Raw genomic sequence first — 25,505 nt, 5'->3', positions numbered from 1 at the left:
CATTTTCATTTAAAGGGGGAGGTTTTAGTGTGAATCACGAGATGGTTCAAAACCTGCATAACAAGCTGATTATCGACAAAGCGAGAGAAATGGGGATAGAGTGTAAGCCTTTGTTTCTGGGCTGCGAGGATTTTCTAGAACTTTCTTACCAAGGAAAAAAGAAGCTGATTAATAAAACCAGATCTCATAAGTTGACCTTGGTTGCAGGGCTATTAGCCAAAAACAAGGATGCTTCTAACTTTCTGTTAAGAAGCGTGGGCTTGCCCATCCCAGAGTATAGGGTCGTTTCCGAGATGAGTGATGAGGTTGTTCGTTTTTTGAATACATACAAGGTTGTTGCTGTAAAACCTCTTGATGCTCAGTGTAGTGTGGGGGTTACTCTAGGAATCGAAACAGAAGATCAATTGATTCAAGCCATTCAGCTAGCAGCTTCTCATAGTGATCGAGTGATTGTTCAAAAATATATTGCCGGCTATGATTATCGAGTATTAGTGATTGATGGAAGAATTGAAGGCGTATTAGAGTATCAGCCCGCCTATATTGAAGGAGATGGTACTTCAACCATCGAGCAGTTGATTCATACACTAAATGAAAATTCTCGCAGACAGCACAATGTGGGGGAGTTTGAAGCAATGAAAAAGGTAGAGCTGGAATCTACGGATTTGCTGCTCAATTTAAAAAAACAGGGAAAAACGATTCAAGATGTCCTTGAAAAAGGGGAGCGAGTCCAATTATTCACAAGTGAAAATGTGTTAGCTAGCGAAATGAGAGTAGATCGAACAGACGACATTTGTTCTGAAAATGCTCGTCTTGCCATTGAGGCGGCTAGAACGTTAGATATCGATGTTGCTGGAATTGATATCAGATGCCAAGACATCAGTGTTCCACTGACTCAGAGTCATGGAGGGATACTTGAAGTAAATGCCTTACCAGATATGATAGATCATATTTTTCCTTCTCAAGGGACTTCTAGGGAGGTTATCAAGGCTTATTTAGAGTATGTGGTCAATGAATAACAGGTGAATAAATGAAAAAGGAGCGGCTCATAATGATCGAATTGAACATGGAGAATCCGTTATTAAAAATTCAAACTGAAAAGGAATCCAATGCAAAATCGTATCCTCGGCATTTTCCTTTTGTGATCAAAAAAGCAAAAGGGATGATGGTTACAGATACAGAAGACAAGATTTTCTATGATTGTTTATCAGGTGCGGGCACATTAGCATTAGGACACAACCATGATGTTGTAGTGAAAGCGATAGAAGATGTGTTAAAACAGCAGATTCCATTACATACATTAGATTTAGCCACCCCTCTAAAAATTGAATTTATGCAAGAAATTTTCTCTATCTTACCTGAAGCGTTAAGAGATACTACCAAGATTCAATTTTGTGGTCCAACGGGTGCAGATGGAGTGGAAGCGGCAATAAAACTAGTGAAAAATGCGACGAAAGGAAAATCCATATTGGCTTTTCAAGGGAGCTATCATGGATCGACTCAAGCAACCATGTCCATGAGTGGAAACTTAAGCAAAAAACAGCATTTACAAAGCCTGCTGCCTGATGTTCACTTTCTGCCTTTTCCCTATGAATACCGTTGCCTTTCGGGGTAGGTGAAGGGAAAACAGCTCAAATTAGTGCCCAATATATTGAGAATGTACTAGATGATTGTGAGAGTGGAATCGCATCCCCTTGCGGAATGATCGTAGAGACTGTTCAAGGAGAAGGTGGCTCCATACCAGCAGATATTGAGTGGCTAAAAGAGATTCGGCGCATGACTGCGGAAAGAGGGATTCCCTTGATTATAGATGAGGTACAAACAGGGATTGGAAGAACAGGAGAAATGTTTTCCTTTGAGCATGCAGGGATTATTCCTGATGTCATTATTAGTTCCAAAGCCATTGGAGGCAGCTTGCCCATGTCGGTGGTGATTTATAAAGAAGAATTGGATCAATGGAATCCTGGAGCACATATTGGTACATTTCGTGGGAATCAATTAGGCATGGCTACCGGATTAGCTACGTTAAGGTATATAAAAGAAAACCAGGTTATGGACAACGTGAAAGCGCGTAGTGAACAATTCTTTGCAGGGTTGAATACGTTACAAGAAAAGTATGAAGAAATTGGAGATGTACGTGGAAGGGGCTTAATGATTGGAGTAGAAGTTGTTCATCCGCAAGGAAATAAAGACCGCTTAGGACATTATCCACCTGCGGAAAGCTGGCTGCCACTATTCAGGAAAGATGCTTTAAGAATGGCTTAATTATTGAGGTAGGAGGTCGTCATTCGGCAGTGATGCGTTTCTTACCTCCTCTAACGATTACTGAACAGGAAACAGCAGAAGTGTTGTCCATCTTTGAGAAATCTGTAATGGAATCGATTTCCATGTTGTAAGCTGAATGGAATTTCTTTTGAAATGGAAGAAGCATTTCTGTTTTATTGGCGATTTTTCTAGGTGCTTTTTCCTTGGTATTGACCAATAGTGCATTTAATATCTTACTGCCCACTTTCGTTCGGATGTATGATATATCAACGACTTTGGCTAGCTGGATGATGATTCTCTATATTGTCGCCATGACAATGACAATGCCGTTGACTTCACTGATTGTGGATCGTTTAGGCAGAAAGCAAACGTATTTATTAGGTATTGGGTTATTTGGTCTGTTTTCTATACTGGGTGGCTTATGCTACCAATATGTACAGGTTGTTCTACTCGTCCGATTTATGCATGGTGTGGCGGCAGGGATCATGATTCCACTCTCTTTAGTCTTATTATTTGATTTCTACGAACCAGAAGTACGAGGGAAAGTAACGGGAGTATGGGGAATGCTGTTAACGATTGCCACAGTGATTGGTCCTACGTTAGGAGGAGTGATCATTCAAGTGGGGGAGCTGAAGCATTTATTTTGGCTAAATGTTTCCCTTTGCTCTTTTGTCATTGGTATGGTGCACCATTCAAATCCAATCCTATGTTCCTTTGAAAAGAAAAAACCTTCATTTCCAAGGAATCATCTTGATCATTTGCAGTATTGCGTTACTAAGCTTAGGTATTCAATTCTTCTCCAGTCAGACCATTTCTAAATGGGGCGCTAGCCTATTTCTCATAGCAGGTGTGATGATGCTGGTTCGTTTTATTCAGAAAGAGAATGAAAAACAGGAGCCATTCATTCGTTATACCTTGTTACGGAACCCCATCTATGCACTTTCGGTTATGATTTCTGCGGTGCAGGATGCTGTGATGTTTGGAGTTATTTTTGTTCTGCCATTGATGTTTCAAGAAGTGTTTCAGCTCTCTCCCTCCCTCACAGGAGCAATGTTTATCCCTACTGCTATCTTTACCAGCCTGTTTGTTTGGATTGGCGGTTATTTTCTTGATTCAGGAAAACCCTTGTATTTTATTGCTTATGGCATTGTGCTCATGACCCTCTCGATCTCTTTATTTGCTTTTATTCCACAAGAAGTTCCCCTTTTTGTTCTTGTTCTCCTTATGTCGCTTAGAGGAATGGGGAATGGGTTATCTGACATGACCATTACAACCATTGGATTGAACGCCCTACCAGAGGAGGACTTGCATGAAGGTTCTGCCTTATCGAATACCATACAACGATTATTCTCTTCATTTACAGTCATGCTTCTAGCCTTATATTACGATATTCGCTGGCAGAGCATGGTCCAATCCGGAGAAACGATGGAAGCTGCAAAATGGTTGACGTTAAAGGAAGAATGCATCGCATTAGGTTGTTTACTGTTCGCGACGTTACCCCTGGTTTTATTTATTGTTAGGAAGAATAGGAGAAAGGTGGATATAGATGCTGGAAATAGAAGACAGTCCGCGGTTTAGTAGTCAGGAACAAGCCAATATCCATACTTGTAAGACACTATTAAACTGCTATATTAGAGAATTTAGCACTAAACATTCGAACTTATTTTTCATCCATCCCAAGGAAAAGATCTATTCCATTTATTTTAAAGCAAGTGATGTTGTCCTATCAGGAAAGCTTTCCTACTATTCAGCGATAGGGGAGCACGAATATGAAAGTTTTGACCTCAGCAAGGGAAAGCCGCTAGATTATACTGCTTTGGTTCAATTGATCATTACAGAGCTAAAGCAAATAAACCCATCTATTTCAGAGGAACAATCAACAAACTTTTTTTCTAAGGTAGAGAATAGCTATCAGAAGATGATGTTATTTTTGGAGCATTCCCATTCTCATCAGGTAGAAGATTACCTCTCTTCTGAGCAATCTTTGCTATACGGTCATCCCTTTCACCCTTTTCCCAAAAATACATTGGGCTTCACAGATCAGGAGGTAAAGAGGTTTTGCCCTGAGCTTCGTACCTCATTTCAATTATGCTATGTGGCTGTGAGGCAAGATGTTTTTCAGGAAGAATGGGTGGCTGAAGAAAAAAGAATCGAGGTGCATGAAGAAGTTCAGCAGTATGTACAGGCTGTTTTGAGAGAGAAAGAAAAAGGGTATCGGCTTCTCCCTCTTCATCCATGGCAATATGAGCATGTTCAAACGATTCAAGAAGTCCGCGAATATATAGAAGCAGGGAAATTGGTTCCTCTTGGTCAATTGGGACCATTGGCGTATCCGACCTCTTCGGTACGCACAGTTTATATTCCAGAAATGAACTGTAACCTTAAGCTATCCTTGAATATCCAAATTACAAATATGATGAGAAACAATACAAGAGAACAAATGAGAAGAACGTTGGATGCAACCCGTTATCTCATAGAGAGAAACTGTTTTGGAGAAGCCCCATTTACCAAGGTTTCCTACGAGGTAGGGATTGCTACTTGTTCCTTTGCTCATGATGATCTGACCAAACTATTTACGATTGCCTATCGCCCGATTGAGTTCGATGTTCGCTCCACCTATGTCCTTTCTAGTTTAATTGAAGTCCCTGCAAAAGGAGAAGCCGCCCGGTTATTTTCTTTAATGGAAGGCAACAAGCTGGAAGCATGGTTTAGACGGTATTTGGAAATCTCCCTTGTACCTATGGTTCGTATTGCCGAAGAGAAAGGGATTCATTTTGAAGCCCATTTACAAAATTCATTAGTTACACTTAAAGACGGCATGCCACATAGGTTTATTATTCGAGACTTGGAAGGTGTAAGTGTGGATCAGACCAAGGTAGCAGAAGATATCAATACGACAGGGCCTCTTTTTTATCAAAAGGAGGAAACCTGGGCACGGACATCCTACTATTTTATTGTGAATCATTTGGGATCACTTATTCATGCTATAGCGAGAAGTATCCATGTTGAAGAGGATCATTTTTGGCAGATTGTATGTGAGGTTCTCGCTCAGGAATACCAAAAGAAGAATTCAGAGTATATCCTTCATCTATTAACGACAGAAACCTTTCGAGCCAAACAAAACATGATGAGTTGCCTTACAGGAAAAAGCGAAGCACCTTCTTATATTCCGGTAATCAACGTCATGAAGAAAATAGGGAGTGGAACGTATGGAAACAACCGATTGCTTGTCTAAAGAAAAATTATCTCTGATAGAGGAAGTAAAAGATAGAATCATGCGTCAAACGTTAGAAGCCTTATTGTATGAAGAAGTGATTGAGGCTGTCAGAACGGATCGAGAGTGGTTATTTACAGGAAAAAGTTCAGAAGGTAGCAAGGTCCATTATTCATGTCGGGCAGAGGAAAAATGGTCTTTCGGCAGAATAAAAGTAGAACCAAACTCTATTAACAGGGAAGGGACGCTCTGCACAGATCTGTACGTATTTCTAGAAGAAGTCATTCAGAATCATCTTGAAGGAGCTTATACTGCTCAGTTTATTTATGAATTAATAGAAACCTTAGCCAAGGATTATCAATCGAAGGAGATCCAAGTAGATCAAATTCCAGAACAGGATCGTCATTACGAAGCCCTAGAAAGTCATATGGTAGATGGACATCCATATCATCCAAGCTATAAATCGAGAATTGGTTTTTCGCTGGCAGATAACGGTTCCTACGGTCCTGAATTTAATCAAGAGGTATCCGTCTATTGGGTTGCCGTAAACGAGAAATTAGTCGACGTGTCAATTTCTACAGATCACTCGTTTGATGAAATATACAAGCAGCATGTTACAGATCAAGACCAGATTGCATTTGAACATATTCTAAAAGAGCAAGAGGCTCGTGATAAAAAATATATTTTCTTACCTGTACATCCCTGGCAATTTGAACATCGTCTTAAAGCGCTTTTTATTCAGCAGATAGCGGACAAAGATATCATTGTTCTAGGAGCATCCACTCCTTTCTATCGAGCCCAGCAATCAATTCGTTCATTATCCCATCGTACAAATCCGTCTGCTCCGTATATTAAACTTTCACTAAGCATGACAAATACCTCAACAAGTCGAATTCTCGCACAGCATACAACGCAAAATGCCCCATTAATTAGTGACTGGCTTCAGAACATTATTAAACATGACCCACTATTGAAAAAAGAAGGGTTTCAGATACTACGAGAAATCATGGGGATTTCTTACCGATACGATAGCTTGACACCTGTGCATTACCGCTTAGCCTATGGAACCTTAGGAGCTATTTATAGAGAGAATATTTCGATCTATCTTGAAGAACAAGAAGAAGCCTGGCCCCTTAATGCTATACAGCATGTACAAAAAAATGGGGAGCCATTTATCCAAGACTCGATTCTTCAGCACGGGATTAAGGGATGGAGTGAGGCACTGATCCAAGCGGTCACACTGCCTATTATTCACCTTTTGTATGCTCATGGGATTGCCTTAGAATCGCACGCTCAAAACATCCTTCTTGTTGTGGAGAATCATTTGCCTAAGCGTATCATCATTAAAGATTTGCATGATGGGGTTCGTTATACCCCTGCGAAGCTATTACAGCCTGAATGGGCTCCTTTGCTCCATCCTGAACCAGAAACTCATCGGAAGTTTAACAGATATTCGTTTCTCCAAACAGAGCATGTATCTGAGGTCAGGGATTATACATTTGATGCCTTCTTTTTTATCTGCATGACAGAGCTTTGTTTTGCTCTGGAGAAGTTTGGACTGTCTGAACGAGAGTTCTGGCGTCAATGTGCAGAAGTGATTATCACATACCAAAAAGATCATCCAGAGTACAAAGAGCGTTTTGCTATGTTTGATTTATTTTCTGAAAATGCGCTAATAGAAGAAATGACAAAGCGACGCATTTATGGGGATAGTGAACTCTATTTTCGTAAAGTGAAAAATAAAAATCCTCTATTACTAGCGAAGGAATCCTTACTATGAGAAAAAATCAGCTAAAGGAAAAAATAGCAAGGAGAGAGCCAGTTTACGGTTTATTTGTTTCCATTCCACATCCCATTATCGTCGAAATGATTGGTCATGCTGAATATGATTTTGTCATTATTGATTATGAGCATGCTTCAACAAATATGGAAACAGTGGAAGAATTGATTCGCGCGGCAGAGCTAGTAGAGCTAACGCCACTTGTTAGAATATCCAAAGTGGAGCGAAGTGAAATATTGAAAGTCTTGGATGCCGGGGCTCAAGGAATTGTGATTCCTCATGTGGAGAAGCAGGAACAGCTAGAACAAGCCATTCAATATGCCTATTATCATCCGATAGGAAAGAGAAGCTTAAACAGCGGTCGTCCCGGAACCTTTGCCAAATATTCTTTACAAGAGTATATCGAAGAAGCTAATAACGAAATTATGATTGTTCCCATGATAGAAAGTGTTGAAGGAATAAGGAATAGTGAATCCATCCTAGCTACCCCGAATATTAGTTTTGTGTTAGAAGGAGCGGCTGATCTTTCACAATCTCTCTCTGTCCCTTGGGAGCTCCATCATCCAGAGGTGGAAAAACATATAGAGGAATTATACAACGTATCCAAGCGCTGTCAGGTTCCATATGCGGTGGTTTCAAGGAGCCTAGAGCAGCATAAAAAATGGGTGGAAAGAGGCGTTCATCTTTTTGTTTTAGGCGATGAGCGGAATACAGCCTTTCGAGCCTATCAACAAAAAGTAAAGGATTATCGAAGCGTGATGGGAGGAAAGTATGAATCCTAAAGTCAAAGAGTGGATTCATGTTTTGCAGGAGCAAAGCAGTGAGCCACTATGTGCGTATATTTATGATTTAGAAGGGCTCCAAAAGCATGTTCAAGGCATAATCAAAGCGCTGCCTGTCAGTACAAGTCTGTTCTATGCGATCAAAGCGAATCCAGATCCAAAAATGATTCAGGCATTGCTACCGCTAGTCAGAGGGTTTGAGGTAGCTTCCATAGGAGAGTTGAATAAAGTAAGAGAGGTATCTGAGAGTGTTCCTATTTTATTCGGAGGACCTGGCAAGAAAGATGATGAACTTGAAATGGCAATCAGGAAAAAAGTGACCTATCTCCACATAGAAAGTCTTTTAGAATTGAAAAAGGTCATTCGATTAGCGAAAAGAGAACAACAGCCTACTCAAGTGTTATTACGGATGAACTTGAGAACCAATACCTTACCTCATACGAAGATTACCATGGGAGGGCGCCCTAGTCCATTTGGAATGGATGAATATTTAATAGAAGATGCTTTATCTCTTTTGAAAGAGAAGGAAAATACACATGCTCATTTATGTGGGTTTCACTTTCATTCCTTATCGAATAATCTCCAGGCAGCATTACATGTAGAGATGATTCATTATTACCTTCAGAAAGTTGATGAGTGGAAGAAGAGATATGGACTAGACATTCAAGTTATTAATGCAGGGGGTGGCTTTGGCGTTTCTTATGATGATACTCCAGAATTTGATTGGGAGTGTTTCACCTCTTTGTTAGCTCAGAGTGAACAAGTGCAAAGCCTTGGTAATACACAGCTTTTTTTTGAACCAGGGAGATTTCTCGTTGCCGATTACGGTTATTATGTAGCGGAGGTCATTGATCTGAAGCTCTCCCAAGATCAATACTTTGCCATTATCCGAGGAGGGACTCATCATAATCGTTTGCCAGCCTCATGGGGGCATAATCACCCGTTTTGCATTGTTCCTCAAGAGAGGTGGCTCTATCCTTTTGAGCGACCCGAAATTACCAAGAAGGGTGTAACCATTGTTGGTGAGTTGTGTACCCCAAAAGATTGTCTTCATTCAAATGCATTAGTGGAAAGGTTACGTGTTGGAGATACCCTTATCTTTAAGAAATCTGGTGCTTATTGCTGGACAATTTCTCATCATGATTTTTTGGGTCATCCTCATCCCAAATTTTATTATATAACGGAGGGGAATCACGATGAAAAAAGCAACGACTCATTCCAAATCCTTAACGGCTGAACAGCAAATCATGACAGATCTCATCAATGCGCTTATAGCAGAGCGGTTTCTTCTTATCCATGAAGATACGATCAAGGAGCTTTCACAGGCACCCTTAGAAGTACAACAGTTGTATTTCACTCAGCTAGGGAGGATGCGCCAATCTGGGTGTATACAGATGAACTATGCTTTTTGCTGCAAAAAGGATGTAGACAAGGCTACCAGTGGCTCCCCCAGTCGCCTATTTATAAAAGGGAAAAGAACCAGTGGCTAGCCACTGACTCTCCCCTTGATCTTTGTCAGTTTGTCTTGCGGCGTACACTATCCGAAGAGGCGTATTCTCATACGGGAGTTCGAGATTTTTTAGCAGGGCTAGAAGTGTCGATAGAGCAATTAAATCTAAGTATCGCCAAAATGAAAGAAGGGCTTTCCTTTATACCTCAGACCGCCTATGACTGGTATGTGAAGGGAGAAATGATTGCTTCCTTACGGGATCGCCCTTTTCATCCAACATCCAAAGCCAAAATAGGATTTACACGGCAAGATTATCAGGAGTACATGGCTGAATTTGGACAGAAGACCTCCTTGAATTGGGTGGCTATAGCAAATCACTCAGTGGTAAAAGGATGCCTGATGATCAAGTTGAGGCATTGGATGTACTCAATGATCTTCAAAAAATACAGATTGAGCGAGAATTAAAGCAAAAAGGAATAGGAAGGGATCAATATACGATCATCCCCGTCCATCCATGGCAGCTGAAAAACATCATTTTACCTCAATTCAGGAAGGAAATAGAAGATCAAACCATCATCCTTTTAGACCTACAAGTAGGGGAGTTTTTCCCTACCTCTTCGGTCCGTTCCTTCACCTCACCGTATCCATCTACCACCATGCTCAAATTACCTATTAGCGTGACATCATTGGGGGCTGCTAGGTATTTGCCTGTGGTAAAGCTACTAAACGGGATGGCAGGAGAGAAAATGTTTCGACAAGCAGTGGCTTGTGATCCAACACTGGTCGATCGGGTATTTCTATGTGAGGAAAAATATTGGTGGGGGTATATGCCTGAATCGATGGGGCTTTTTGATGACCATCCTCGCCATTTAGCTGCGCAACTTAGAGTGTACCCACAAGAGATTGTGCAAGAGGGATACAAAATTATTCCTATGTCTTCTTTAGGAGTACGTCTTCCAGAATCTCATTTTCTCGCGGAAATTCTGGGAGAGAACCTTTCTAAGGAAGATGTGCTCTCTTTCTATAAGGATCTAGCCACTACCTTTTATGATATTACGATGAGATTATGTAAAGTAGGAATCCTACCGGAAATACATGGTCAAAATTGCTGTGTAGTAGTAAAGGAAAACAAAGTCAAGGGACTCCTCTTTAGAGATCATGATTCTGTGCGGCTTCACCCACCTTATTTAGAGAAGCACGATATTAAAGACCCTCTATATCATATACGGCCAGGCTATTCCAATAGCTTATACAATGAAACGATTGAAAAATTGATCTTTTACGTTCAATCACTTGGAACACAAGTAAATCTTGCTTCCATCATGGAGGCATTAGCAGAAGCTTATTCGATTTCTGAAGAACTCCTTTGGCAAATTACAGAAACGAAATTAAAAGAAGCCCTACAAACCATTGATATTCCCGAAGAAGATCGCAGTATATTACACTATGAATTGTTTGAAAGAGAAGAATGGCCCGTAAAGTTAATCATTCGTCCGCTATTAGAAGCAGATGGTGTACCGGGAGCCATGCCATCAGGAAAAGGCATAGGCTACAATCCATTTTATTTTATCCGTCATTTATGAGAGATTTGAGGGGGTCAAAAAAATAAAAAATATTAAACGACATTTTTTGCTATGGACTAAAAACTACCAATTAAATATTATGTAAATATAGGAATATTTGTGAATATTCTTAATGAACTCACCTATGACTAGCAAACAAAATAATATAGGGAGGTTAACAAAATGAAAAAAGCATGTGTCGTTTTTATGTGTTTCATTCTACTATTCTCTTTTTCCAACCAGGTGTTTGCTCAAGATCAGACGGTCAGGGGAGAAATGGGAGCCGTTTCGGTAGAGAAAACAAAACCCTGTAACTCCGAATCTAGTACAAGTGTAGCCCAAAATGAAAAAGTGACTCAGGAAAAACCTTGTTACGCAGACCAAAAGCTTGAAGAACTCAAGGATGAGGAAGCCATCAAAATCCTAGAAGAACTAGAGCAATATATTGTTCTAGATAAGGAGAATCAAGTTTCATTTGATGAAAAAAAAGCAGTAGAAAATGGGGCTTCTCCAGAAGTGATTGAGGTAGGTCGTAACCTAAACAGTTTTGCTCAAGCTGTGGCTGACTATGCCGTAGAAAAGGACGAGCTTTCCCCTGAAGCTCTTAAGCTACCGATCTATGGAAACTGGTGTGGACCAGGACATGGAGGAGGAACTCCCATTGATCATTTAGATCGAGGATGTATGCAGCATGATAAATGTTATGAGAGAGAAGGATATTTTAGCTGTAATTGCGATACGAATTTAATTAACTACATTACGACTGGAATTGCGAATAAATCGTTTGGTTCAGGTGTACAGTATTATATGGCATTAGCTATTCGTGCGTATTTTAAAATAGCGCCTTGCAGGTGATAACAGATAACACAGCAACGTTGAATCAACAAAGACCAGTTAAAAAAGCAGCAGGGTGGAAAAACGATTCGTTTTTCCACCCTGCTTTCATTTTACGACGTATGGAACGGATTCTATTTTTTAATTCTATAGCAAAACAAAAAGTAAAAATAAGAAAAAATGTAAATGAATATAGTTGAATTATAATTAATGGTATTTTAATATGATTATATCAGGAACTATTAATATAGTAAGCTGTCACTTTATGAACTAGGAGATGCAGAGATAATGACGAATACGATCAAAGAACCACAACAAAAAATATCACCCAAGGCTGTGAAAATGTGGAGGGTTTCAGGTGTAATTACTTATTTCATTGGGTTTCTTGTTCTACTCGTGGTCCTAGTCTTGCAGAGATTTTATCACTGGAATGAGTGGGTCAGTCATATTACATATGCTCTGATGATCATCTGGTTCATAAGTAGTATCATTGAAATTATTTTCCTACCCGTATATCGTCAACGCACGTGGCGATACGAAGTTGATGCTCAATATATTCAGCTAAAGTACGGGGGGGGCTATGTTTAGAAGTCATTATATTATTCCCATGACCAAGGTTCAATACGTTCATTCTAAACAAGGACCCCTCTCTCAAAAGTTCAAATTATCCACGATTAGCATTGTTTCGCAGGTACTGAACGGCTTACACAGTGCCTACCATCTTCATGGATCATTTATGCAATTACAAAAAGGCGCATTTTTTACAAAGCTATTTGTAACGTCCCGTTCAAAAATAGAGGAATGTAAAGTGACAGAATCGTTCTTACAGCGTCTTTTTGGTCTTGCCTCTGTTAGTGTCTATACCCGAGCAGATCCTATTAGGGAAACAACAATGAAAGATATTCCAAAAGAAATGGCTGTCCGCTACTACCATTGGTATGCAAAAAAAGAAGAATAACCGAAGCGAATATATCGTTTGGTTTCGGCGTACAGTAGGGTATAGTATTTTAATTGTAGGTACTTACTAGCGCAGTGCAGGTCCTAAAAAATGAATAATAAGGTGTGATAACCGTGGAGGAATTAAAACAAAAGAGAACACATTGGTGGTTTCTTTCGCTTTTCTGTTTCATTGCAGGGATTCTTTGTTGGATTCCCAATATTGTTTTTCAAATACCAGCAAGTTATTGGTTGCTTACGTTTATCCTGAATCCCTTAGGTATCATTTTTGGTTTTTTGGCAAAAAGTAAAAAGCTAATCATCTTGAATGTAATTATGACTTTTAGCTTCTTTATCTTTATGTTTTTGGGATACTTGACTAATTTTCTGTATGGAGGAAGACCATAAATAAATGGCTGGTAAGGTCGGGGGATGACAGAGTGGAATCTGTCATCCTTCGGTTTTTTTGTGCTCCATCGAAAGTCTAATAGCAGTAAAATAGCATGCTATAATAAAGAAGTGAAAGTGCGTGTATGGATTGCTCAATAGATAATGTCTATATAGATAATGCTTGATAGATAAAGAGGTGTATATATGATTTCTGTCCTATACATAGAAGATGAAAACGAAATCGGCAGTTGGGTAAAGAAGGACTTAACGGAAAGAGGATATGAGGTGACTTGGCTACAGTCAGGGGAAGAGATGGAAGCCCACCTCTCATCGGCAGATCTTGTCATACTGGATGTCATGCTGCCTGGCTTAGATGGTTTTTCGCTGGGCAGACGGATTAAAAAAGAACGTGCAGACTTACCTATTCTTATGCTTTCTGCCCGTACCTCTGTGGAGGATAAAGTAGAAGGGCTACACTTCGCCGATGATTACCTGACCAAGCCTTTTCATCCAGATGAACTAGCCGCTCGTCTAGAGGTTTTGTTAAGAAGGTTCCAGAAGAATGAGGATGTGCTCGTCCTTCAACATATTACGGTTCATCCAAAGGAAATGAGAATCGTCTACAATGAAACAGGAGAAGAGGTTCAACTGACAGGAAAGCAGTATTATTTGTTTCAATATTTTATCCGACATGCCAACCAAATCTTAACCAAGGAACAGCTATATGAGGGAGTTTGGGGAGAGCGTTATATTGAAGGGGATAAAACCCTCATGGTTCATATCCGCTATTTACGAGAAAAGATCGAAAAAGACCCAGCGCATCCCACCATTATTGAAACGATTCGTGGTCTGGGCTATAGGGTGAGAATATGACGTTTTTTCGCTCCTTATTGGCCAAATATATGCTTATTATTTTTGTAGCCCTATTCCTTATTCAAATGACTACTCTATTTATTGCCATCTTCATTACAAGTTTAGATCAAAAAATAGAACCGGGAAATAAAGACACACAGCAGATAGAGCAAAGATGGCATCAAGAAGCGAGAGCAATGCACAATCCTTCTGTTGAAGGTGTGCTTCAGCATTTTGCTAAATGGAAGGAACAGTATCCTGATTCCACCATGTTTTGGGTTGGTGAAACTGGTGCGTTAGAAGGGCAACTAGGTGCCAAAGATCCCTTGCCTTCTTACTGGAGCGTCACAGATACCGCTCGCTTTATGAAAGAACGCTATGGAGGAGATCCCTATACAGTGCTCGCTTTTGTGGGGGAAGAGCAGAACGAAGGCTTTGTTGTTTTTGAAATCCCAAGAGCTGTATTTACTCCTCCCATGATCAAAGTATATGAGCAATATGGAACGATTTTAATTATAGGTGTAGTAGCTATTATTTTCTTGTTCATTACCCTTTCGTTTTTGTTTTTTAGAAGCATTAGAAAACGATTGCTACAATTGCAGGAAGCCATGGAAATGAGGGATCTTGATGGGCTACCTATTCAAATTAGTGTGAGTAAAAAGGATGAGATTGGTCAACTGGAAGAAACCTTTAATCATATGGTGGACGAGCTGCGAGAAAGTAAAAAGCGAGAACAGAAGGAAGAGCAATTACGCCGAGAGCTAATTGCCAATCTCTCTCATGACCTTCGAACTCCCTTAACCAAAATCCGAGCTCAAGCGTATTCAATAGGAAAAGAGCCTTTATCACTTGAAGGGAAGCAAGCGATCGAGAATATGGAGGTGTCTATTGCCAATACAGACAGGCTGATTGAAAACCTCATGTCTTACACCCTGCTTGTGGCAAGTAAGTATGCCTTTGAACCGAGAGAAATGAACATGGGACGTTTTTTGCGGGAGCAGTTGGCTTCATGGTATCCAGTATTTGAAAAAGAAGAGTTTGAGATCCACATTGCCTTAGATTCATTTGCCAACATCACTTGGGAAATTGACCCTATATGGATGGGACGTGTTGTAGATAACCTTTTTCAGAATGTCTTACGGCATGCCAAGAGTGGGAAATATATTGAAGTGAGAACAGAATCAACACCAAGCTATGATGTTGTGGTTATTTCGGACCGAGGGAAGGGGATGGAAAATAAATCGGTGGAGAAAGGAGCGGGGATAGGTTTGTCCATTGTGGATATGATGCTTAGAGGAATGCGATTAGATTGGGAGATTCACTCCACTGAACAAGGAACGGTGGTTCAGATTAAGCGATACAAGTAGAAGCGTATGGGTAAGGGGGATTTTAGCTCCTTATCCATACGTTTTTTTTAAACAAAATTTAACCTTACTTTGGATTGGGATTTAACCTTTATTCTTTATGATAAATAGTGAGGTGAACAAAATGGACTATATTGTACAGACAAGAAATGTATCTAAAAGTTTTGGTCGTGAACAAGCTGTTATTGACTTAAATATGAAAATTCCTAAAGGAGAGATCTATGGATTTCTAGGTCCTAATGGAGCGGGGAAAACGACTACGATTCGAATGCTTTTGGGGCTGATGAAGCCCACCAGTGGCTCGATTCATATTTTCAATAAAGAGATAAGGACCGAGAAAATAGAAATTCTCAAGAAAGTGGGTTCCCTTGTTGAGAATCCATCATACTACCCTCACTTAACAGCCTATGAGAATTTAGAAGCGCTTAGAATCATCCTAGGTGTACCTAAATCAAGAATCTATGATGTATTGGAGCTTGTACGCTTGAGTGATGTGGCAAACAAAAAGGTACAGGGTTTTTCGTTAGGGATGAAGCAACGGTTAGGAATTGCCGCTTCTCTCTTACACCATCCCGAGTTACTGATTTTAGATGAACCAACCAATGGGTTAGACCCTTCTGGGATTATCGAAATGCGTCAATTAATTAAGCAGCTACCTCGTGAATTTGATATGACGGTTTTGATATCCAGTCACTTGCTAACAGAGATTGATCAAATCGCAACAACAGTTGGTATTGTGTCCCAAGGAAAAATGATTTTTCAAGATTCTATTGAAGCGATGCGCAATCATGCTAAGCCCAAAATCGCCTTGAAGGTAGGAAATATTGCTCATGCGCATCGTGCCTTATTATCAAGAGGAATGAAGGTGGAAGTTCAAGAGGAAGTGATTCATTTACAAGAACATTCAGATGAAAAAATTGCTCAAGCCATCCGCTTTCTTGTACAGGATGGGATCTCCATTTACCGTGTAGAAGAGGAGAAACAATCACTAGAAGATATTTTTCTCCAAATGACAACGGAGGGTCAATGATATGCTAGGCAACTTATTGCGTTCAGATTTCTTGAAAACAAGGCGAAAAGGATTTTGGATTTTAACTTGTTTAGGTCCCTTGGGAGTTGTCGCTTTGCAGATGGTGAATTACGGGGTTCGCAAGGATTATTTGCTTCAGCAAAGTGAGGATGATTGGGGCTATTATTTGTTAAACGTGCATTCCTTTACTCCACTAGCCCTTGTCCTAGGGATCGCTATTTTAACCTCTTTTATCGTCAGTATTGAAAATGAAACGAATGCTTGGAAACAGCTAATTGCTTTACCCCTTTCTAAAAGAGCGGTGTATGTATCGAAATTTACAGTGGTCGCCTTCTTTTTATTCCTATCATCCACTTTATTAATGGTGTTTAGTTATGGCTATGGAATGTATTTAGGCTTTCAAGAGTCGGTTCCCTTTCTTGAATTAATCAAGATCAGCTTCTATCCCTTCTTCGCGGCACTGCCTATTTTGGCCTTGCAGCTATGGATCTCTATGGTCAGCCAGAATCAGGGCGTTCCTATTACAGCGGGAGTATTAGGTGTGATCCTCACCTATTCCTCTTACTCGCTTCCAGATTGGATGATTTGGAAATGGCCTTCGTTAATGAACGACTGGAATGAGCCTTGGATTAATGTTCTGCTTGGGCTTGGAGTGGGAGCCTTCGTCTATTTTCTGGGGATGATTGACTTTACAAGAAGGGACGTGAAGTAGACGTGTTGTCTATTATGCAATCGGAATGGTATAAGCTACGGAAATCAAAAATAAGCGCCATTATTCTGGCGGGACCACTGATCGGGCTTTTCATCGGATTAAGCTTTGAATTTCCTAACATGGATGCTTCAGACTTCAATTGGTATATGACCTTAATGATGATGAACTTAACGTATTGCCTGTTATTTTTACCCCTCATGACAGGGGTGTTAGCGGGGCTAATTTGCCGCTATGAACATCAAGCAGGAGGCTGGAAGCAGCTCTTAGCCTTACCGGTTAAGAGAAGCGAAGTTTTTCTATCTAAATATGCCGTATTACTAGGGATTACGTTCCTGATTCAAATTCTCTATTTATGCGCGGTATATACTGTTGGAATGCTGAAAGGATATACAGACCCGTTTCCTCTCGATATTATTTGGAAAAGCATACTCGGAGGCTGGATCGCTACCTTTCCTCTGATCGCTTTTCAGCTTTGGATGTCGATGGTCTGGAATCATTTTTCGATCCCTTTTGCTATCAATGTGATCTTTACGTTACCCACTATCATGGTCGTTAATTCAGAGCGTTTTGGGGTCTTTTACCCTTGGGCTCAACCCTTCTTAATGATGTACGTGGGTGGAGATACCGATGATATTTTCTATGTTCCTTGGGATCAAGTATTAACGGTTGTAGGAGGGAGTTTTATCCTCTTTTTCCTAGGAGGGCTTTGGTATTTTAAGAGAAAGGCGATCTAGTTGAATAATGGAGGGTGTAGGCAAGGGATGTACAGGCTTACACCCTTGTTTTTATTTCCAGTGGGATAGATAATAGGAGTAGATAACGAAAAAGAAGATGGAGAGATTCCCTTGAAAAAATACCAGACTCTATTATTTGATGTGGATGATACGCTTTTAGATTTCGGTGCAGCAGAAAATCTTGCCTTACATCGGTTATTTGAAGAGCAAAAAATGTCTCTGACTTCAGAGATCAAAGGCGACTATCAGAGAATAAATCAGAACCTTTGGAAATCCTTTGAAGAAGGGAAAATAAGTCGAGATGAGGTCATTAACACTCGTTTTTCTATCTTATTCAAGGAATATGGTCATGAGGTTGATGGAGTTCTAGTGGAAAAGAAATACCGTCATTATTTAGAGGAGGGAGCCCAGCTTGTACAAGGTGCGTTTGCATTAATCACTCACCTTCAAGAGTTTTACGATCTCTATATTGTGACCAATGGTGTTTCTCAGACACAGTACAAACGCCTTCAGAAATCAGGACTGCACCCTTTCTTTAAAGATATTTTTGTTTCTGAAGATACAGGGTATCAGAAGCCGATGAAGGAATACTTTGAGTATGTCTTTGCCCGTATTCCCCATTTTTCAGTAGAGAAAACCTTAATCATTGGCGATTCGCTAAGTGCCGATATAACAGGCGGGCAGCTAGCTGGTCTAGACACCTGTTGGTATAATCCTGCAATGAAGGGAAATGACACAGGGGTGGACCCTACCTATCAAATACATCAATTAGATGAATTGTACCCTATCCTTCAGATAGAAAAAGCCTTGGATGAAAAACAACGATGCGTAGATCTGTCCTCATAATTCCTGTCAATTGACAGCAGAGATAGACAGGAAGAAAATAGCACGCATTGGTAGGATGATAAGTAAGGGAGTGAGTGAGATGACTTGGGTGGAATCACTGCAAAAAGCTATAGACTATATAGAAGAGCATTTGTTAGAGGAGCTATCAATGGAAACCATTGCGAAGCAGGCTCATTCTTCTGCTTTTCATTTTCAACGCACTTTTTCCCTCTTAACTGATGTTTCTGTTGGTGAGTATATTAGACGTCGTCGCTTAACATTAGCCGCCCAAGAACTATCTAGATCTAACGAAAAAATCATTGATTTAGCCTATAAATATGGCTATGACACTCCTGAGGCTTTCTCCAAAGCCTTCCGTAGACAACATGGCGTTTCACCTAGTGGAGTGCGGAAGTATACAGGAAAGCTGACATTTTATCACCGCCTGATCATTCAGGTGAGTCTGAAAGGAGCAGAACCAATGCAATACAAGATTGTTGATCACGAGGGATTTCAAGTTGTGGGAATGAAGCAGGAGTTTTCATGTCTGAATGGGGAAAATATGATTGGTATCTCAAAAATGTGGGGAGAAGTGAATCAGAATGGAACGAGCAATCAATTAGTGAGCTTAAACAACGGAATACTCAAGGGATTATTAGGAGTATGTGTGGATAAAAGCAAGGAAAAATCAAATGCACTGGATTACTGGATTGCTGTCGCCCATAAGGGAGAGGCTGTGGAAGGATTTGAGGTGCTGGAGATCCCTGCTTCTAAGTGGGCGATTTTCGAAGTGCACGGTCCGATGCCCGAGGCAATGCAAAATAGGTGGAAGCAAATTATCTCAGAGTGGTTCCCTACAAGTGGCTATCAGCATGCAGGAACTCCCGATTTAGAGGTCTATACGGGTCCAGATGTAACGAGCCCGGACTATTATTCTGAAATCTGGATTCCCATTAAATAGCTGAATATATGAAATAACAGTAGACGAGCAGTGGACTTCATACAGAAATCCACTGCTTTTTATCTCGAACTCGATCTGATAGGAGTCTACTTTATAAGGAGGCGTTATGTTATGTCTTTACAAGAGCTAACTCAATTTTAGCAGAACAGAATCGAAGGATGGAAGCATATTATAAGCCTGTTGTGTATAGCAATTGGATGGCTGCAACTACGGGGAAAAAGGAATGGAGTGAGGAACATGAAAAAGCGTTAGGAGCTTACTTCGCTAACTTTTCAGACAGGGACTCTTTTCAACAAGTGGTAAGCTTTAGAGAAAATAAGCAGCTCGATTTCCTTCAACGTCGTCAGTTAGATGATTTTTATAATAAGATGGTTAGAAATCAACTACCCCAACATGCTTTAACGCAGACCCTAGAGCTTGAAAAGGAAATATCCATGACGTTTAATACCTTTAGACCGACACTTGCAGGTAAGCAAGTAACCAACAATGATCTGCTAGACATTCTAAGAAATAGCAGGGACAATACCGAAAGAAAGGCAGCTTGGTTAGCGAGTAAGCAAGTGGGAAAAGAAATTGAAGGGAAGCTCCTATCCTTGGTGCGTAAGAGAAATAGCGATGCCAGAGCACTAGGCTATGACAACTTTTATCAGATGAGTTTTGCAACACAGGAGCTAGAGTTACATACGGTATATAAGATTTTTGAAGAGTTAAAGAATCAATCGGATCATGTGTTTCGTGAAGTGAAGAATGAAATCGATGAAGAGCTATCTAATAAGGTTGGGGTCAAAAGAGAAGAGTTACGTCCTTGGCATTATGTTGATCCCTTTTTTCAAGAGGCGCCGCCGGTCAGTGGTGTAAATTTGGATGCCTTCTTTCAGGGGAAGGATCTGGAGCAGGTAGCCGTGAATACATTTCAGGCGATGGGGCTAGAGATTGAAGATATTCTTAAGAGAAGTGACTTGTATCCTCGTGCACAGAAAAATCCATTTGGTTTTTGTACGAATATAAATCGACAAGGAGACATACGTATCCTTGTTAATATGGATCAGAGCTTGTTTTGGTCTACAGCTTTATTACATGAATTGGGACATGCGGCTTATTATAAATACATAGATCAGAATCTTCCTTTCGTCCTGCGCTGCCATTCTCATACGTTAACAACAGAAGCAATTGCTCTTCTTTTTGGGCGAATGAATAAGCTCTTGTCTTGGCAAAAACGCTTCCTTGATATGGATACGGAACAACTAAAGAATACGTCTTCATCAATAGAAAGGATGCTAGAACGTCAGATGCTGGTTTCCGCACGTTGGATCATGACTTTTTCCTTTTTTGAACGTGAATTATATGAAAATCCAGATCAAGATCTAAATCAGCGCTGGTGGGAAATTGTCCAAGCCATTCAATTTGTCAATCCACCTGAGGATACGAGCCATCCAGATTGGGCTGCAAAAATGCACTTCTCCCTAGCCCCTGTTAGCTATTAGGATTATTTATTAGGAGAACTTACGGCTTCCCAGCTTCAATTGTATATTGAAAACAAGATATCACAGGATTTATTTACACCGGAAGTAGGTCATTATTTAAGAGAGCAAATTTTTAAATCTGGAGCGTCTTTACACTGGAATGAAAAAATTAAAAAAGCCACGGGTGAACATTTAAATCCCTCTTACTTCACTCAGCAATTTTTATCTCGTTCTAATCGTCGGTAAGAAGCAGATAAGGGCAACTAACCATCAGGTGGAGTGAAAATTCCATCTGATGAAAGTCTACTTTATAGCAAACAATCAGATCTTCTTTAAGATATGGCATGACTTAAAAATTCGTTATAATGTGAAGTAAGATAAGCTCAGATAGAGGAGGACTCCATGAGAATTCTGGTGATTGAAGATAACCAAAGTGTTTGTTCTATGCTTGAAATGTTTTTCACCAAAGAGGGGATGAATGGAGAGTTTGTTCATGATGGTCTGGAGGGCTACCATCGTTATAAGAGTGAGAATTGGGATATGCTGATTATCGATTGGATGTTACCTAGCATGGATGGAGTAAGCTTATGTAGAAAAATAAGAGCAGAAAAAGGACAAGTCCCCATCATCATGCTTACAGCCAAGGATACGGAATCGGATCAAGTGTTAGGCTTGGAAATGGGAGCAGATGATTATGTCACCAAGCCATTTAGTCCTTTAGCCTTAATGGCTAGAATCAAGGCAGTAGCACGAAGACATACCAATGCCAAACCGGAGCAGGGGGTGAACCTCTTAGAAACAAAGTATTTTAAAATCAATAAGGACACAAGAGAGGTTTTCCTTAACCATCAGCTTGTTCCTAACCTCACACCTAAAGAGTTTGACTTGCTCTATTACTTTGCTCAGCATCCAAAGCAAGTCTTTTCAAGGGAGCAATTATTAGAAAGAGTGTGGGGATATCAATTTTATGGAGATGAAAGAACAGTGGATGTCCATATTAAACGCTTGCGTAAAAAGCTGGGTAGTGCCAACCAACCTTTTTTTCATACGATATGGGGAGTAGGCTATAAATTTGAGGAGTCGGTTGTGGCAGATGAGAATTAAATACATGTACCAGTCATCCTGAGTCATATCAGCATTATTCTCATTGCCTTTCTGATCCTTAGCTTGTTGTTCGCTCATTATATAGAGAGCTTGGTCTATCAGAATAAGGTGGATGAATTAACATCCTATGGACAGCATATCATCGCTGATTATGGAGGAGAAAGGCATCCCAGAGCAAGAGAACAAGTGTTACAACGTTATTCCTTTGTTCTGCATACCAGAAATATTCGTTTCGGGCTCTTTGATCATGCAGGGCAAATCTTCTATCCAGAAGTTCCGGATTTTCCGAGATTTACGTTATCTCCGGATGAGTGGAACACGATTAAAGCAGGTCAGCCTGTTTTCAGTAAATATGAATTAAAGCGCTTTGATCAAGCAGTGACCTTTGTGGTGCTTCCCCATACCATAGAGGGTCAGCTAGTAGGTGGGATACTCTTAACCTCCCCTATTAGTGGATCAAGGGAAATGATCAGTCAAATCAATCAATACTTGCTCTATACCATTGTTACTGCCTTATCCGTATCTTTTTTACTCAGCTTGATTTTATCTCGAATCCATGTCAAAAGAATTCAGCGTATTCGTGACGCTACATCGATGATCTCTGCCGGCAATTACGATGTCCATATTTCGTCCAAGATTACAGACGAGGTTGGTGAATTGGCGGAGGATTTTAATCAAATGGCGCAAAAGCTGAAAGCATCTCAGGAGGAGATTGAAAGTCTTGAAAACCGCCGCAGGCAATTCATGGCGGATGTTTCTCATGAGCTACGAACTCCATTAACAACAATTAGTGGCGTCATAGAGGGCATTCGTAATCATATGATTGCGGAAGAGGAGAAGGATAAAGGGATTCATTTAGTGAGTCAGGAAACAAAACGACTGATTCGTCTGGTCAATGAAAATCTAGATTATGAAAAAATACGTTCCAACCAAGTGACGTTCCACAAACAATCCATCCAAGTGATCGAAGTGTTTGAAATTATTAAAGAGCAATTGGCTGCTCAAGCAGAGGAAAAAGAAAACCGCATAGAGATAGAAGCTGATCAGGATGTAGTCATCTACGCAGACTATGACCGCTTGATTCAGATTCTGATGAATATTACGAAGAATAGCATCCAATTTACGACGTCTGGTTCTATTTCGTTACGGGGGAAAGCTGGACTCAGGGAAACGATCATAGAGATCGAGGACACAGGCATTGGGATTGATCCAAATGAAATCGAGCAGATTTGGAAACGGTTCTATAAGGTAGACCTATCCCGAACCAATAATCCCTACGGAGAATTTGGCTTGGGGCTATCGATTGTTAAGCAATTGGTTCAGCTTCAAGGGGGAAGCATTAACGTCGTCAGTGAAAAAGATAAGGGGACAACATTTATTATTCGAATGCCAGAGGCAGATTTAGCCGAGGACTAAACGGTCAAATTTCATTATCTCTTCATGGATTGATCATAATTTGTTCATATTTAGAAGCTAAGATTAGGTCATCGCTACCTAATCAATACACTTCACTATCCACAGTAAAGTAGATTTCAAACGAGATAGATGGACAAAGAAATGATCATGAGGAGGAGTATGTGATGGAAGAACAATATGAAACGTATCAGAAAATAGAAGAACCTAAGAAGAAAAAGGGATTCATGACCCCTTTGCTGGCTGGAATCATTGGCTCGGTGCTTACCTTATCTCTTACCCCCTATATGGGACAAGTTTCTGATCTAATGGCACTAGAGAAGAAAAATGAAGCTCCACTTGTCATGGAGGAAACGAAGGAAAGCTCATTACCTATTCAGCAGATTAACTACCCGAGCTCCAATCTGGCAGATATGATTGAGAGTGCTTCGCAGGCTATTGTTGGAGTGGTTACTATTCAAGAAAGGAACCCTTTCTATTCTGCCAGTTCACAGCCTACTGAAAGTGGGAGTGGATCGGGGGTCATCTTCAAAAAAACAGAAACCGACGCTTATATAGTGACAAACTATCATGTCATCGAATCGGCAAAAGAGATTGAGATATCGCTAATGGACGGGGAAAAAACATCCGCTCAAGTTGTGGGGATAGATCCACTTATGGATTTAGCTGTCTTAAAGATAGATGCCAGCTTAGCCCCAGCTACACTTAGCTTTGGAGATTCATCTGTGCTTCGCCCAGGGGATTCCGTCGTAGCGATTGGAAATCCACTCGGAATGGAGTTATCTAGAACGGTTACTCAGGGAATTGTAAGTGCGACGAACCGCACCATTCCGGTAACCACTTCGCAAGGGCAGTGGGAGCTCCCTGTTCTTCAAACAGATGCCGCCATTAACCCAGGAAATAGTGGAGGAGCTCTGCTTAATACGCAAGGCGAATTGATCGGTATTAATAGTTTGAAAATCATGAATAGCGGAGTGGAGGGGTTAGGCTTTGCCATTCCGAGTGAAGACGTGATGCCTATCGTTGAGGAGATTATTGAAAAAGGCAAGGTGGCGCGTCCCTACCTTGGTGTTCAATTAGTCAATCTGGAAGAAGTTCCTTTGCCCTATCGCCCTCATCTCCCTCAAGAGCTGACACAAGGGTTATCCTTGTTCAAATTGAAAAAGATTCCGTAGCTGAACAAGCAGGGCTTCAAGTGGAGGATGTTATCGTAGCCATCAATGGAACCTCAATCGAAAACACCACTCATTTACGAAAATACCTGTATTCTGAAATCAATATGGGAGATGAAGTAGAGTTTAAGGTTTATCGCGATGGTCAGCCTCTACAGCTTCGCGTGATTTTCGAGTAGTAAGCGATCAGGTCATTCAAGCAAAAAAGCCCGCATGAGGGCTTTTTTTCTAAAACAAAAGAAAGTTTAATTTCAATACAGTTTTAAAGCATCACAGTGTTAAACTTTTTTCCATTAGCAACCCTGAAAAACTACGATCTCCTGAGGATTTAGCGAGCACTTCCCAGCAGAAGAGAGTGAAGCAGGAAAAAGAGCGGCAACCAGTCTCACTTCGTGAGTTGCCCAGATGTTTTGCCGCCCCTGCAAAAACGAACTTCTGCGGACTTTACTACTTCTTGCAAGCGAGAACTCACCCGAAAGGAGTGCGTAGTTTTTCTTCACATCAACCAACCTTACCATTTGCATTACAATAGAATTCCATATAAAAATTATGATACGTACTAATATTGTTCCGTGTATATTTTCCTCCAACCGTCATAGCATACGTACGACCACCATCTATAAGGCTTAGGGTAAATCCTGTTTGCGTCCAACTTTCACCGCTAG

General features: G+C 40.5%; 25 protein-coding genes and 2 pseudogenes. All 27 read left to right on the top strand.

The genetic code is table 11. From position 1 onward, the window contains the following. Positions 1–29: 29 nt before the first annotated feature. Positions 30–1,016, top strand: a complete 987-nt coding sequence (locus JCM10596_RS20430; protein WP_025028695.1) for an ATP-grasp domain-containing protein — start codon at positions 30–32, stop codon at positions 1,014–1,016. A gap of 32 nt (positions 1,017–1,048) precedes the next feature. Further along, positions 1,049–2,393 (top strand): annotated as a pseudogene (locus JCM10596_RS26755) (diaminobutyrate--2-oxoglutarate transaminase). Positions 2,394–2,465: 72 nt separating this feature from the next. After that, positions 2,466–3,080: an MFS transporter gene (locus tag JCM10596_RS30570; RefSeq protein ID WP_234410588.1), complete on the top strand. Its 615-nt coding sequence runs from the start codon at positions 2,466–2,468 to the stop codon at positions 3,078–3,080. Then, positions 3,013–3,840 (top strand): MFS transporter, encoded by an 828-nt coding sequence (locus JCM10596_RS30565; RefSeq protein ID WP_234410587.1) that lies wholly within the window; start codon positions 3,013–3,015, stop codon positions 3,838–3,840. The genes JCM10596_RS30570 and JCM10596_RS30565 overlap by 68 nt, the downstream gene beginning before the upstream one ends. Continuing rightward, on the top strand, positions 3,809–5,497 hold the full coding sequence (locus tag JCM10596_RS20415) for an IucA/IucC family protein (RefSeq protein ID WP_025028694.1): 1,689 nt from the start codon (positions 3,809–3,811) through the stop codon (positions 5,495–5,497). The genes JCM10596_RS30565 and JCM10596_RS20415 overlap by 32 nt, the downstream gene beginning before the upstream one ends. Further along, positions 5,472–7,256 carry an IucA/IucC family protein gene (locus JCM10596_RS20410; protein WP_025028693.1) on the top strand — a complete coding sequence of 595 codons (1,785 nt, stop codon included), beginning with the start codon at positions 5,472–5,474 and terminating at the stop codon, positions 7,254–7,256. Before JCM10596_RS20415 ends, JCM10596_RS20410 begins: the two co-directional genes overlap by 26 nt. Continuing rightward, positions 7,253–8,038 carry an HpcH/HpaI aldolase family protein gene (locus tag JCM10596_RS20405; protein WP_025028692.1) on the top strand — a complete coding sequence of 262 codons (786 nt, stop codon included), beginning with the start codon at positions 7,253–7,255 and terminating at the stop codon, positions 8,036–8,038. Before JCM10596_RS20410 ends, JCM10596_RS20405 begins: the two co-directional genes overlap by 4 nt. Further along, on the top strand, positions 8,028–9,275 hold the full coding sequence (locus tag JCM10596_RS20400) for a type III PLP-dependent enzyme (protein WP_025028691.1): 1,248 nt from the start codon (positions 8,028–8,030) through the stop codon (positions 9,273–9,275). The genes JCM10596_RS20405 and JCM10596_RS20400 overlap by 11 nt, the downstream gene beginning before the upstream one ends. Then, positions 9,235–9,528, top strand: a complete 294-nt coding sequence (locus JCM10596_RS30560) for a hypothetical protein (RefSeq protein ID WP_234410586.1) — start codon at positions 9,235–9,237, stop codon at positions 9,526–9,528. Before JCM10596_RS20400 ends, JCM10596_RS30560 begins: the two co-directional genes overlap by 41 nt. Next, on the top strand, positions 9,423–9,953 hold the full coding sequence (locus JCM10596_RS30940) for an IucA/IucC family protein (RefSeq protein WP_267879722.1): 531 nt from the start codon (positions 9,423–9,425) through the stop codon (positions 9,951–9,953). Before JCM10596_RS30560 ends, JCM10596_RS30940 begins: the two co-directional genes overlap by 106 nt. Further along, complete coding sequence (locus JCM10596_RS30935) at positions 9,881–11,071, top strand: IucA/IucC family protein (protein ID WP_267879721.1); 1,191 nt, start codon at positions 9,881–9,883, stop codon at positions 11,069–11,071. The genes JCM10596_RS30940 and JCM10596_RS30935 overlap by 73 nt, the downstream gene beginning before the upstream one ends. Before the next feature lie 162 nt (positions 11,072–11,233). After that, entirely contained in the window at positions 11,234–11,905 is a 672-nt protein-coding gene (locus JCM10596_RS30545; protein WP_025028690.1) for a phospholipase A2 family protein, read from the top strand. A gap of 267 nt (positions 11,906–12,172) precedes the next feature. After that, positions 12,173–12,472, top strand: a complete 300-nt coding sequence (locus tag JCM10596_RS30540) for a hypothetical protein (RefSeq protein ID WP_051541394.1) — start codon at positions 12,173–12,175, stop codon at positions 12,470–12,472. After that, the gene (locus tag JCM10596_RS30535) at positions 12,465–12,842 is read left to right on the top strand and encodes a PH domain-containing protein (protein WP_051541393.1); all 378 of its coding nucleotides are present in this window, start codon (positions 12,465–12,467) and stop codon (positions 12,840–12,842) included. The genes JCM10596_RS30540 and JCM10596_RS30535 overlap by 8 nt, the downstream gene beginning before the upstream one ends. Before the next feature lie 572 nt (positions 12,843–13,414). Next, positions 13,415–14,083, top strand: a complete 669-nt coding sequence (locus tag JCM10596_RS20375) for a response regulator transcription factor (RefSeq protein WP_025028688.1) — start codon at positions 13,415–13,417, stop codon at positions 14,081–14,083. Further along, entirely contained in the window at positions 14,080–15,429 is a 1,350-nt protein-coding gene (locus tag JCM10596_RS20370) for a sensor histidine kinase (protein ID WP_025028687.1), read from the top strand. The genes JCM10596_RS20375 and JCM10596_RS20370 overlap by 4 nt, the downstream gene beginning before the upstream one ends. Positions 15,430–15,550: 121 nt before the next feature. Further along, the gene (locus JCM10596_RS20365; RefSeq protein WP_025028686.1) at positions 15,551–16,456 is read left to right on the top strand and encodes an ABC transporter ATP-binding protein; all 906 of its coding nucleotides are present in this window, start codon (positions 15,551–15,553) and stop codon (positions 16,454–16,456) included. 1 nt (position 16,457) lies between these two features. Continuing rightward, entirely contained in the window at positions 16,458–17,168 is a 711-nt protein-coding gene (locus JCM10596_RS20360; protein WP_025028685.1) for an ABC transporter permease, read from the top strand. 2 nt (positions 17,169–17,170) lie between these two features. Continuing rightward, positions 17,171–17,902 (top strand): ABC transporter permease, encoded by a 732-nt coding sequence (locus JCM10596_RS20355; RefSeq protein WP_025028684.1) that lies wholly within the window; start codon positions 17,171–17,173, stop codon positions 17,900–17,902. A 111-nt stretch (positions 17,903–18,013) separates the two neighbouring features. After that, positions 18,014–18,748 carry a YjjG family noncanonical pyrimidine nucleotidase gene (locus JCM10596_RS20350; RefSeq protein WP_025028683.1) on the top strand — a complete coding sequence of 245 codons (735 nt, stop codon included), beginning with the start codon at positions 18,014–18,016 and terminating at the stop codon, positions 18,746–18,748. Positions 18,749–18,827: 79 nt separating this feature from the next. Beyond that, on the top strand, positions 18,828–19,688 hold the full coding sequence (locus JCM10596_RS20345; protein ID WP_025028682.1) for an AraC family transcriptional regulator: 861 nt from the start codon (positions 18,828–18,830) through the stop codon (positions 19,686–19,688). 47 nt (positions 19,689–19,735) lie between these two features. Beyond that, positions 19,736–21,172, top strand: coding sequence for a M2 family metallopeptidase (locus JCM10596_RS26730; RefSeq protein WP_369345678.1), 1,437 nt, complete (start codon positions 19,736–19,738; stop codon positions 21,170–21,172). A 15-nt stretch (positions 21,173–21,187) separates the two neighbouring features. Next, positions 21,188–21,397: pseudogene (locus JCM10596_RS29650) on the top strand (peptidase M3A and M3B thimet/oligopeptidase F); the annotation flags it as partial. 156 nt (positions 21,398–21,553) lie between these two features. Beyond that, positions 21,554–22,255, top strand: coding sequence for a response regulator transcription factor (locus tag JCM10596_RS20335; RefSeq protein ID WP_025028681.1), 702 nt, complete (start codon positions 21,554–21,556; stop codon positions 22,253–22,255). Between the two features lie 90 nt (positions 22,256–22,345). Continuing rightward, on the top strand, positions 22,346–23,671 hold the full coding sequence (locus JCM10596_RS26725) for an ATP-binding protein (RefSeq protein ID WP_369345676.1): 1,326 nt from the start codon (positions 22,346–22,348) through the stop codon (positions 23,669–23,671). A gap of 164 nt (positions 23,672–23,835) precedes the next feature. Further along, positions 23,836–24,843: a S1C family serine protease gene (locus JCM10596_RS26720; protein ID WP_234410585.1), complete on the top strand. Its 1,008-nt coding sequence runs from the start codon at positions 23,836–23,838 to the stop codon at positions 24,841–24,843. Then, positions 24,744–25,019, top strand: coding sequence for a PDZ domain-containing protein (locus tag JCM10596_RS30530; RefSeq protein WP_369345677.1), 276 nt, complete (start codon positions 24,744–24,746; stop codon positions 25,017–25,019). Before JCM10596_RS26720 ends, JCM10596_RS30530 begins: the two co-directional genes overlap by 100 nt. Positions 25,020–25,505 lie beyond the last annotated feature (486 nt).

The sequence above is a fragment of the Caldalkalibacillus mannanilyticus JCM 10596 genome (assembly GCF_000615945.1).
Lineage (GTDB): Bacteria > Bacillota > Bacilli > Caldalkalibacillales > JCM-10596 > Bacillus_AT > Bacillus_AT mannanilyticus.
The sequence above is the reverse complement of the archived record's forward strand: the minus strand, read 5'-3'. Positions and strand labels throughout refer to the sequence as shown.